The organism is Nocardioides sp., assembly GCF_036401255.1.
GTDB lineage: Bacteria > Actinomycetota > Actinomycetes > Propionibacteriales > Nocardioidaceae > Nocardioides.
Window position 1 is genome coordinate 1 of the sequence record NZ_DASWVI010000351.1, and the last position, 10,734, is coordinate 10,734.

General features: G+C 73.3%; 13 protein-coding genes. 4 read left to right on the forward strand and 9 right to left on the reverse strand.

Features of this window, described 5'->3' with window-relative positions; translation table 11 throughout:
* Positions 1-118: 118 nt before the first annotated feature.
* The 8 genes from VGD85_RS16230 to VGD85_RS16265 all read right to left on the reverse strand — a co-directional run bounded on the left by VGD85_RS16230 (position 119) and on the right by VGD85_RS16265 (position 6,366).
* Positions 119-643 (reverse strand): hypothetical protein, encoded by a 525-nt coding sequence (locus tag VGD85_RS16230; RefSeq protein ID WP_331064474.1) that lies wholly within the window; start codon positions 641-643, stop codon positions 119-121.
* A gap of 8 nt (positions 644-651) precedes the next feature.
* Positions 652-1,455 (reverse strand): pyrroline-5-carboxylate reductase, encoded by an 804-nt coding sequence (gene proC, locus VGD85_RS16235; protein WP_331064475.1) that lies wholly within the window; start codon positions 1,453-1,455, stop codon positions 652-654.
* A gap of 19 nt (positions 1,456-1,474) precedes the next feature.
* Entirely contained in the window at positions 1,475-2,410 is a 936-nt protein-coding gene (locus tag VGD85_RS16240; protein WP_331064476.1) for a proline dehydrogenase family protein, read from the reverse strand.
* Positions 2,411-2,446: 36 nt separating this feature from the next.
* Positions 2,447-3,184, reverse strand: a complete 738-nt coding sequence (locus VGD85_RS16245) for an ABC transporter permease (RefSeq protein WP_331064477.1) — start codon at positions 3,182-3,184, stop codon at positions 2,447-2,449.
* Entirely contained in the window at positions 3,181-3,894 is a 714-nt protein-coding gene (locus tag VGD85_RS16250) for an ABC transporter ATP-binding protein (RefSeq protein ID WP_331064478.1), read from the reverse strand. The genes VGD85_RS16245 and VGD85_RS16250 overlap by 4 nt, the downstream gene beginning before the upstream one ends.
* A 138-nt stretch (positions 3,895-4,032) precedes the next feature.
* A complete protein-coding gene (locus VGD85_RS16255) occupies positions 4,033-4,629 on the reverse strand; it encodes a TetR family transcriptional regulator (RefSeq protein ID WP_331064479.1) in 597 nt (198 codons plus the stop codon).
* Complete coding sequence (locus VGD85_RS16260) at positions 4,626-5,414, reverse strand: sugar phosphate isomerase/epimerase (protein ID WP_331064480.1); 789 nt, start codon at positions 5,412-5,414, stop codon at positions 4,626-4,628. The genes VGD85_RS16255 and VGD85_RS16260 overlap by 4 nt, the downstream gene beginning before the upstream one ends.
* A 16-nt stretch (positions 5,415-5,430) precedes the next feature.
* Positions 5,431-6,366, reverse strand: coding sequence for a Ppx/GppA phosphatase family protein (locus tag VGD85_RS16265; RefSeq protein WP_331064481.1), 936 nt, complete (start codon positions 6,364-6,366; stop codon positions 5,431-5,433).
* Between the two features lie 59 nt (positions 6,367-6,425).
* Here VGD85_RS16265 and VGD85_RS16270 point away from each other — a divergent pair, with 59 nt between their 5' ends.
* The 3 genes from VGD85_RS16270 to VGD85_RS16280 all read left to right on the forward strand — a co-directional run bounded on the left by VGD85_RS16270 (position 6,426) and on the right by VGD85_RS16280 (position 8,711).
* A complete protein-coding gene (locus VGD85_RS16270; RefSeq protein ID WP_331064482.1) occupies positions 6,426-7,211 on the forward strand; it encodes a hypothetical protein in 786 nt (261 codons plus the stop codon).
* Between the two features lie 157 nt (positions 7,212-7,368).
* Positions 7,369-8,007 carry a VOC family protein gene (locus VGD85_RS16275; RefSeq protein WP_331064483.1) on the forward strand — a complete coding sequence of 213 codons (639 nt, stop codon included), beginning with the start codon at positions 7,369-7,371 and terminating at the stop codon, positions 8,005-8,007.
* Positions 8,008-8,015: 8 nt separating this feature from the next.
* Positions 8,016-8,711 carry a class I SAM-dependent methyltransferase gene (locus VGD85_RS16280; RefSeq protein ID WP_331064484.1) on the forward strand — a complete coding sequence of 232 codons (696 nt, stop codon included), beginning with the start codon at positions 8,016-8,018 and terminating at the stop codon, positions 8,709-8,711.
* 3 nt (positions 8,712-8,714) lie between these two features.
* Here the strand turns inward: VGD85_RS16280 and VGD85_RS16285 are convergent, their stop codons facing one another.
* Positions 8,715-9,758 (reverse strand): LacI family DNA-binding transcriptional regulator, encoded by a 1,044-nt coding sequence (locus tag VGD85_RS16285; protein WP_331064486.1) that lies wholly within the window; start codon positions 9,756-9,758, stop codon positions 8,715-8,717.
* Between the two features lie 198 nt (positions 9,759-9,956).
* Between VGD85_RS16285 and VGD85_RS16290 the strand changes: the two genes are divergently transcribed.
* The coding region (locus tag VGD85_RS16290; protein ID WP_331064485.1) for a DNA repair protein RadA at positions 9,957-10,734 on the forward strand (778 nt) is incomplete at its 3' end.

A 10,734-nucleotide genomic window follows, 5' to 3' on the forward strand; every position in this document is an offset into this window, starting at 1 on the left:
GACCCGGCCCACGTCAGCGGCGTGTACGACGCCGGGTCCGCGCGGTGCCGGGAGGTGACGGCCCCCGTGCTCGCCGCGGCGCAGGCGGCGATGGGGCTGTGAGCCCGGTCCGGCCGGGTCAGGCCGCCGCGTCGCGCTCGGCGAGCGCGCGGAGGGTGCGCAGCTGCTTGCGCATCATCACCAGGTCGCCCCAGGCGAGCAGGTGACCCCGCAGGCGGTCGACCCGGCCGCGCCGGGCCACGGCGATCCGGCAGACGATGCGGCCGGGCTCGGCGGCGTAGGTCATCGCCACCGGGCCGAACAGCCGCTCGCCGCGGGGCGTGGTGACCGCCGTCCAGTGGTGCGGCGACTCGAACGAGACCAGCCGGAAGACCACCGCCATCGTCTGGCCGACCTCGAGCCGGTCGGCCCCGGGCGTCAACCGGCGGGGGCTGCGCCGGCCGCGGTTGTCGATCCAGTCGTAGGAGTACGGCGCGACCGCGACCTGGCACAGCCACCGCCAGACCAGGTCGACCGGCGCGGCGACGTCGATCGCGCGGGTGAGCAGCAGCGGCGCGGGGCCTACGGCCGTGTCGGCCGGGTAGGCGCGGGCGACCTCGGCGGGCGTGGCACCCCACACCTGCGGCAGCCCGCCGATCCCCATCGGCCCGCTCAGCTGCCCTCGGCGAGCGCCCGCGAGCGGTCGCGGGCGGCCTCCATGGCGGCGAGGAACGCCGCGCGGACCTTGTGGATCTCGAGCTCGCGCAGCGCGGCGGCGGTGGTGCCGGCCGGGGAGGTGACCTGCTCGCGCAGCACCGCGGGGTGGGTGCCGGTCTCGCGCAGCATCTTCGCCGAGCCGACGACCGTCTGGATCACCAGGTCGGTGGCGGTCGCCCGCGGCAGGCCGAGGTGGACACCGGCCTCGATCATCGACTCCACGACGAAGAAGATGTAGGCGGGTCCGGAGCCGGAGATCGCGGTGACGGCGTCCTGCTGGCGCTCGGGGATCCGCAGGACCTTGCCGACCGAGGCCATCAGCGCCTCGGCCTCGCCGAGGTGCTCCTCGCTGCAGTGCGAACCGGGCGAGACCGCCGCCATGCCCTCGTCGACGAGCGCGGGGGTGTTCGGCATGACCCGGACGACCGCGACGCCCTCGGGCACGCGCGCCTCGATGAACGCGGTGGTGATGCCGGCGGCGAGCGAGACGACGAGCTGGCCGGGGCGCAGCACCGGCGCGATCTCGTCGAGCAGGTCGCCCATGTCCTGGGGCTTGACGACGAGCGCGAGCGTGTCGGCCTTGGTCGCCGCCTCGACGTTGCCGACCACCGCGACGCCGTACCGCTCCTCGAGCTCGCGGGCGCGGTCGGACCGCTTCTCCCCGACGAGCAGGTTGTCGACCCGCCGGCCGGCGCGGACCAGGCCGGAGAGCAGGGTCTCGCCCATCACCCCGGCACCGAGGATCGCGGTCTGGCTCACGGTGTCCGCCTCGCCTTCGTCAGCTCTTCGAGATCAGGGACCGCAGGAAGAATGTCAGGTTCTGCGGACGCTCCGCGAGCCTTCTCATCAGGTAGCCGTACCACTGGGTGCCGTAGGGGACGTAGACGCGCACGGTCTCGCCGCTGGCGGCCAGGCGGCGCTGCTCCTCGGGGCGGATGCCGTAGAGCATCTGGTACTCGTAGGTGCCCGCGGCGCGGCCGTAGCGGCTGGCCAGCGAGGAGGCGATCTCGACCATCCGCGGGTCGTGGGTGGCGATCATCGGGTAGCCCTCGCCGGCGAGCAGCACCTTGAGGCAGCGCACGTAGGAGCGGTCGATCTCGGCCTTGTCCTGGAAGGCCACGGACTCGGGCTCGAGGTAGGCGCCCTTGCAGAGCCGGACCCGCGAGCCCTCGTAGGCCAGCGCCCGGCAGTCGGACTCGGTGCGGTGCAGCGCGGCCTGCAGGACGGCCCCGGTCTCGGGGAAGTCCTTGCGCAGCTCGCGCAGGATCGCCAGCGTCGAGTCGGTGGTGGTGTGGTCCTCCATGTCGAGGGTCACGGTGGTGCCGGCGTTGCGGGCGGCGCGGCAGATCGTGCGGGCGTTCTCCAGCGCGATCTTGTGGCCGTTCTCGGGGAGGAACTGCCCGACCGCGCTCAGCTTGACCGACACCTCCGCGATGCGGGTCAGGCCCTGGGCGCCGAGCTGGGCGAGCACGTCGAGGTACGCCGCGACCGTGGCGTCGGCCTGCTCCACGTCGGTGGTGTCCTCGCCCAGGAAGTCCAGCGTGACGCGCAGCCCGGCGTCGTTGAGCGACGCGACCGCGCCGACCGCGGACTCCGTCGTCTCACCGGGGACGTAGCTGCGGACGATGCCCGCGGACACCGGCATCCCGCTGACGACCCTCTTCACCAGGGAGCTGCGGGCGAGCAGGAGGAGCGGCTGGCGGAGGAGCGACATGACCTCAGGCTACGACCACGCCGCGACCGCCCGGACTCAGGGAGTCCTGCGACGCAGCGTGGCCGCCCCGAGCGCCAGGCCGGCGACCGCGAACGCGGAGACGACGGCGATGTCGCGCCAGACCTGGCCCGTCGACGCGCTCGTCGTCAGGTGCTGCATCGCGTCGACGGCGTAGGACAGCGGCAGCAGGTCGCTGAGCGTGCTCAACACGTCGGGCAGCCGGTTCCGCGGGACCAGGAGGCCGCACAGCAGCAGCTGCGGGATCACGATCGCCGGCATGAACTGCACCGCCTGGAACTCGGTGCGGGCGAACGCCGAGACGAACAGGCCCAGCGCGCTGCCCAGGATCGCGTCGACCACGGCGACGACCGTGAGCAGCCAGATCGGTCCGCGCAGGTCGAGGTCGAGGAGGCCGACGCTGACCGCGACCGCGAGCACCGACTGCACGGCCGCGACCAGGCCGAACGCGATCGCGTAGCCGACGAGGAAGTCCAGCTTGCCCATCGGCATCGCCAGCAGCCGCTCGAGCGTGCCGCTCGAGCGCTCGCGCAGGGTGGTCACGCTCGTCACCAGGAACATCACGATCACCGGGAACATCGCGAGCAGCGCCGGGCCGATGCGGTCGAACAGCAGCGGGTTGGCCTCGTCGTACATCCACCACATCAGCGAGATCAGCAGGCACGGCAGCACCAGCAGCAGGGCCAGCGTGCGGTGGTCGCGGCGCAGCTGGATCAGCACGCGCTCCGCGACGGCGAAGGTGACGCGGGCGGTCATGCGGCGGCCCCCCGGACCAGGGCGAGGAACGCCGCCTCGACGTCGTCGACGCCGGCGGCGGCCTTGATCTCCGCTGGGGTGCCGTCGGCGAGGATCCGGCCCTCGCGCATCAGCAGCAGGCGGTCGCAGCGCTCGGCCTCGTCCATCACGTGGCTGGAGACGAACACCGCCACGCCCGAGTCGGCGAGCCGGTGGAACAGCGCCCACAGGTCCTCGCGGAGCACCGGGTCGAGCCCGACGGTGGGTTCGTCGAGCACCAGCAGGTCGGGCTTGTCGAGCAGCGCCACCGCGAGGCTCGCCCGGGACTGCTGCCCACCGCTGAGCCGGCCCACCACGTCGTTGCGGTAGTCCCGCAGGTCCACGGCGTCGATCGCCCGGTCGACCTCGGCGCGCCGCGCGCCGAGCACCTGGGCGAAGAACCGGAGGTTCTCCGCGACGGTCAGGTCGTTGTAGACGCTGACCGCCTGGGTGACGTAGCCGACCCGGTCGCGCAGCGGGCGGCTGCCCGCGGGCAGACCGAACACCTCGACGGTGCCGCCCTGGACGCGCTGCACCCCGACCAGGCACCGCATCAGCGTGGACTTGCCGCAGCCCGAGGGGCCGAGCAGCCCGGTCACGCCACCGCCGATGGTCAGGTCGAGGTGCTCCAGCACGGTGTGGGTCCCCCGGACGACGTGGAGATCGCGGATCTCCACCGCGTTATTCACCATGTGCTGAATTGTGCTCCGCGAAGCGCGCCTCGGCAAGGCCGAAAGTCCCGGACCTTCGCCACGGCCGACGCGCCACCGCAACCACACCGTCGAGCGAGCGACCCCAGAGCGATCCCAGAGCGATCCCGCGGGACGCGGTCAGGGCAGGGGGCCGGTGAAGTAGCGCTGCAGGGTCGGCGCGAAGATCGCGACCACGTCGTCGGTGGGCATCGAGGCGATCGGCTCGACGGCGAGGACGTAGCGCATCAGGATCAGCCCGATCACCTGGCTCGCGACCAGCGGCATCCGGACCTCGGGGCGCTCGACGCCCATCGCCACGCCGACCGGGTGCAAGATCGCGGGCAGGAACCCCTCGGTGAGCAACCGCTGGCCGGAGGGGTCGAGGAGGTTGCGGGCCAGGCCCACCAGCGGCAGCTGGAACTCCGGGTCGTCCCAGACCGAGAGGAAGACCCGCAACAGCCGCTCCGCGGCACCGTCCGGGCCGAGGGCGATCACGTCCGCCAGCCGCTCGCGCGGGTCGACCGGCAGCTGCAGCGCGGCCACGAACAGGTCGTCCTTGGTGCCGAAGTAGTGGTGCACCAGAGAGCCGTCGACGCCGGCCGCAGCCGCGATCGAGCGGACCGAGGTGCCGGCGTACCCCTGCGCCGCGAACAGCTCGCGGGCCGCGGCGAGGATCGCCGCACGGGTGTCGGGGGCGCCCGGGCGGCGGCCGCGGCGCGGCGCCGCCTCGGTCACCGGGACTCCACGGCCGCGTGCTCGCGGGCGAACTCCAGCGACTCGCGCAGGTCGGCCTCGCGGTCCGCGGTGTCGCGGCACTTGCGGGTGTTGATCTCCACGACGATCTCGCCGTCGAACCCGACCGCGGCGAGGTGCCGCAGGAACTCCGCGGCACCGGTGGACCCGCGGCCCGGCACGAGGTGCTCGTCCTTGGCCGAGCCCGTGCCATCGGTGAGGTGGATGTGCCGCAGCCGGCCGCCGAGCCGCCGAGCCATCGCGATCGGGTCCGAGCGCGCGATCGCGGCGTGGGACAGGTCGATCGTGGTGTTGGCGTACGGCTCACTCGAGGGGTCCCAGCCGGGCAGGTACATCTCCATGCCGCGGCTGGAGGCCCGCCAGGGGTACATGTTCTCGACCGCGAACGCGATGCCCGTGGACTCCTCCAGGGCCGCGATGCCGTCGACGAAGTCGCGCGCGTAGGTCTTCTGCCAGCGGAACGGCGGGTGCACGACCACGACCCCGGCGCCCAGGGCCGACGCCATCTCGGCGGAGCGCTCGAGCTTGCCCCACGGCTCGGTGCCCCAGACCCGCTGGGTGAACAGCAGGCACGGCGCATGCACCGCGGAGACCGGGACGCCGTGGTGGGCCGAGAGCTGCTGGATCGCCGACGTCTGCTGGCTGAGCGCGTCGATGCCGACCATCACCTCGATGGTGTCGTAGCCCAGGGCGGCGGCGTACGCGAAGGCGTGGGCCGAGGACTCGGGATAGACCGAGACCGTGGAGAGTCCGACGCGGGGAGCCATCGTGTGCCGACCGCCTTCAGCCGAGGACGCTGATCTGGTCGAGCCGTTCGAGGATCACGCCCTCCCGCAGCGCCCACGGGCAGATCTCCAGCACCTCGAGCCCGAAGATGTCCATCGCCGCCTCGGCGACCAGCGCGCCGGGCACGATCTGGTGGGTGCGGCTCGGGGAGACGCCGGGCAGGTGGGCGAGCGCCTCGGGCGTCATCGTCACGAGCTTGGGGATCCAGTCGCGCAGCACCTCGCGCTCCAGGACCCGCGGCACCAGGGGCCCGTCCGCCGACGGCGCGGCGCCGCAGATGCGCGCCAGCGAGCGGAACGTCTTCGACGTCGCCGCCGCGTGGTCCGGGGCCCCGGCGCGCAGGAGGTGCCCGGCGTCGCGGGCGATCTCGGCGCGGATCTGCTTGCGCAGCCCGCGGATCGCCTCGTCGTCGGGAGGCCCGCCACCGAAGAACTGCCGCGCCAGCCGGCCCGCCCCGATCGGCAACGACCACGCCACGTCCGGCGACTCGTCCGCGCCGCCCGCGATCTCCAACGAGCCGCCACCGATGTCGAAGACCGCCAGCCGGCCCGCGGACCAGCCGAACCACCGGCGTACGGCGAGGAAGGTCAGCCGCGCCTCGTCCTCCCCGGAGAGGACCTGGATGCGCACGCCGGTCCGCTCGTGCACGTGCTCGAGCACCGCGTCGGAGTTGACCGCGTCGCGCACGGCGGAGGTCGCGAACGCGAGCATGTCCTGGCAGCCCTTGTCCTCGGCGACCACCAGCGCCTGCGCGGTGAACGCGGTCAGCGCGTCGACGCCGCGCGGGGAGACCGACCCGTCCTCGTCGAGGTGCTCGGCCAGGCGCAGCGGCTCCTTGTAGGAGAACGCCGGCAGCGGGGCCGCGCCTCCGTGCGCGTCGACGACGAGCAGGTGTCCGGTGTTGGACCCGATGTCGAGGACGCCCAGGCGCATGAGTCCAACGTACTAGCCACGCCGGGGGCCGGCGCGGTGACGGCACGTAGGGTTGGCGGGTGCCCGAAGTCGACCTGGTCTTCCCCCGCGCGTACGTCGAGTTCGTCAACCCGGCCGACGAGACCGAGGTGATGCGCTGCGACCTCACCTGGCTGACCTCGAGCTACACCTGCATCTTCGGCCAGGGCTGCCCCGGCATCTACGCCGACGCACCCGACGTCGGGTGCTGCACGCTCGGCGCGCACTTCGCCGACAAGGACGACGAGTCGCGGGTCGCGGCGTACGTCGGGATGCTCGACGAGAACCTCTGGCAGCACAAGCCGCAGCGGCCCGGCGGCAAGGTGCGCAAGAAGGACTGGATCGAGCTCGACGACGAGGGCGAGCGCAAGACCCGGACGATCGAGGTGGACGGCCAGCGGGCGTGCATCTTCCAGAACCGCCCCGACTTCGCTCCCCCGAAGGGCGGGGGCGGTGCCGGCTGCGCCCTGCACGCGCTGGCGTACGTGCTCGGCAAGAACCCGCTCGAGACCAAGCCGGACGTGTGCTGGCAGCTGCCGATCCGGCGGACGTTCCGCGAGGTGACCCGCCAGGACGGCACGACCTACACCGAGGTCTCGATCGGCGAGTACGACCGGCGCGGCTGGGGACCCGGCGGCCACGACCTCGACTGGTACTGCTCGGGCAACACCGAGGCGCACGTGGGCGTGGAGCCGGTCTACGTCGCCAACGAGGCCGAGCTGACCGAGCTGATGGGCAAGGCGGCGTACGACGAGCTGGCCCGCCACTGCGAGGCGCACCTGCGCTCGCGCTCGGCCCTGGCCCTGCACCCGGCGGACCCGCGCTGACCGGGGCTGACCGGCGCTGACCGGCGCTGACCGGCGCTGACCGGCCGGTCCGGCACCGCGGCTCCAGCACAAGGGCCGGGATGCTCTAGACATCTCGACGTCAAGAGACTCCGACCCCGGCGTCCGGCCTTCCTGAGAGAACGCCGAGAATCTCTGTATGCGCCTGGATCATCTCTCTTTCGCAGCCGGACCGGACGGCCTCGTCAGCACCGCTCAGCGCATCGGCGGACTGCTCGGGCGGGAGTTCGTCGACGGTGGTGTCCACCCTCGGTTCGGGACCCGCAACATGATCCTGCCGCTCGCCGGCACCACCTACCTCGAGGTGGTCGAGGTCCTCGACCACCCCGCCTCCGACAAGGCTCCGTTCGGTCAGGCCGTGCGCGCCCGCTCCGCCCTCGGCGGCGGCTGGCTGGGCTGGGTCGTGGCGGTCGAGGACATCACGGTCGTCGAGCAGCGCCTGGGTCGCGAGGCCGTCATCGGCAGCCGGCACCGCCCCGACGGCACCGAGCTGCGCTGGAAGCAGATCGGCGTCAACGGCCTGATCGCCGACCCCCAGCTCCCGTTCTTCATCCAGTGGGACATCCCCGCCGAGCTGCACCCCAGCGCCGGGGCCGACGAGGAGTTCTCCCTGGCCTGCCTGGAGATCGCCGGCGACCCGCACCGGGTCAGCGAGTGGCTCGGCGAGACCGTCGAGGCGCCGCTGGAGGACGTGAAGGTCGAGTGGGCCGCACCCAACGGCACCCCCGGCATCGTCGCCGCGCAGTTCCAGACCCCGAACGGGCTGGTCCGGCTCTAGTCGTCCGCGTGCGGGCGATCGACGGGGCGCGGCCGAGCCCGAACATCTGGGAGCACCCCGCGACCTACGAGCTCGAGAACCGCGCGGTCGACCCCGACGGGGCTCTCGCCGCCGCGATGCTGGCGATCGACCCCTGGGCGGGGCGCACCGTGCTCGACGTCGGCTGCGGGACCGGGTTCCACCTCCCGTGGTTCGCCGAGACCGCCGCCGCGGTCGTCGGCGTCGAGCCGCACACCGACCTCGCGGCACTGGCCCGGCGGCGCACCCGGCGGCTGCCGAACGTGACCGTGCACCAGGGCGTCGCGCAATCGCTCCCCCTGCCGGACGCGTCCGTGGACGTCGTCCACGCCCGCTGGGCCTACTTCTTCGGCCCCGGCAGCGAGCCCGGGCTCGCCGAGCTCGACCGGGTCGTGCGCCGCGGCGGCACGGCGTACGTCATCGACAACGACGCGACGCGCTCGACGTTCGGCGGGTGGTTCCGGCGCGGCTACCCCGAGGTCGACCCGGTCGCGGTCGAGCGGTTCTGGTCGACCCACGGCTGGAGCCGGGTGCCCGTGGACATCCGCTGGTCGTTCGGCTCGCGTGCGGACCTGGAGGCCGTGGTGCGCATCGAGTTCACCCGCGAGGTCGCCGACGAGGTGCTCGCGGGACACGAGGGCACCGAGGTCGACTACGCCGTCAACCTGTGGTGGAAGCGGTTCTGAGCCTCAACTGGTGCCGCGGAGGGCGAGGGTGGGCCGCAGCAAGACCCCGGGACCGACCGCGGGCGGATGGCCGAGCAGGCCCTGCAGCGCCTTGACGATCTCGACGGCCACGTCCTCCAGCGGCTGCCGCACCGAAGTGAGGCCCGGAGAGACGACCTGGGCGACCTGGGAGTCGTCGAAGCCGACCACCGCGACGTCGCGCCCGGGCGTCAACCCGCGCTCGGCCAACGTGCGCAGCACCCCCATCGCGAGCGTGTCGGACGCGCACACGAACGCCGTCGGCTCGGCCTCGTCGAGCAGCACCGCGCTGGCCTCCTTGCCACTGGAGACCGTGTCCTCGACCCGGGAGGCCAGACCCGTCGTCGGCAGCCCGCGGGCGTGCAGGGCCCGGCTCCAGCCCGATCGCCGGTCCTCGCCGATCCAGGAGTCCTTGCGCCAGCCGATCCAGGCGATCCGCTGGTGGCCGTGGTCGAGCAGGTACGACGTCGCCAGGTCCGTGCCGGCGGCGCCGTCGACGTCGACCCACGGGTGGCCGGCCGCCGGGTTGTCCCAGGGCCGGCCGAACGCCACGAACGGTGCCCGCCGCTCCTCCAGCCAGGTGGCCTGGGGGTTGCCGAGATAGGTGTCGGTGACCACGAAGGCGTCCACCGCGGTCGAGCGCAGCAGGTCGTCGTAGCCGCTCACGGGGTCCTCCGGGTCGCCCGCGAACAGCAGCACGTGGTAGCCGGCCTCGCGCGAGGTCTCCACGAGCGAGTGCACGAAGCGGTCCATGGTCGCGTTGGCGGTGCCCTCCTGCGCGGGCCGGATCCGCATGCCGACCAGGTGGGAGGAGCGGGTGCGCAGGTTGCGGGCCGCCCGGTTGGGCGAGTAGCCGAGGTCGTCGATGGCCTGCAGCACCCGGGCGAGGGTATCGGCACGCAGCAGGTCGGGGTTGTTGACCGCGTTGGAGACCGTCTGCCGCGAGACGCCGGCGCGCTCGGCGACGTCGGCGAGGGTGGGCGGGGTGGCCGCGACGCGCGCCAGCCGCCCGGGCGTCCCGGCCGACATCCTGGACAACCCCACCTCCTCGACTGACGGGGATCGCCTTGATCGTTCCAAGGTCAGCATAACTTTCGCCGGCCCTCCGCCGCGGTTCCCGCCACGATCCGTCCACAGCCGCCCACCCGCTCGCCCCCGGTCCCCCTCACCCCCGGGCCGCCGCGCGTCGCCGGAGGCGATGTCGGTGCCGCCGCCTAGGTTCGTCCCATGGCGAAGTCCCCCCACCCCGCGTTCCGCTGCTCCGAGTGCGGCTGGGAGACCGCGAAGTGGGTGGGCCGGTGCGGGGAGTGCCAGGCCTGGGGCTCGGTCGCGGAGGCGGCGGTGCCCGTCGGCCGTACGCCGGCGACGCCGGTGTCGCGCCCGGCGGTCCCGATCGCGCAGGTGTCCGTGGAGGACTCCCGGTTCCGGACCAGTGGCGTGCCCGAGCTCGACCGGGTCCTCGGCGGCGGCCTGGTGCCCGGGGCGGCGATCCTGCTCGCGGGCGAGCCCGGCGTCGGCAAGAGCACGCTGCTGCTGGAGGTGGCCGCCCAGACCGCGCGCTACCAGCGCCGCACCCTCTATGTCACCGGCGAGGAGTCGGCCTCCCAGGTGCGACTGCGAGCCGACCGGACGGGCGGGGTCCACGACGAGCTCTACCTCGCCGCCGAGACCGACCTGGGCGCGGTGCTGACGCACATCGAGGAGGTGCGGCCGACGCTGCTGGTGGTCGACTCGATCCAGACCATCGGCGCCGCGGGGGTCGACGGCGTCCCGGGCGGCGTCACCCAGGTGAAGGAGGTCGCCGCCGCGCTGGTGCGGGTCGCCAAGACCCGCAACATCACCACCGTGATCGTGGGGCACGTGACCAAGGACGGCTCGATCGCGGGTCCCCGGGTGCTCGAGCACGTCGTCGACGTCGTCCTGCACTTCGAGGGCGCCCGCGAGTCGCGGTTCCGGATGGTCCGCGCGATGAAGAACCGGTTCGGGCCGGTCGACGAGGTCGGCT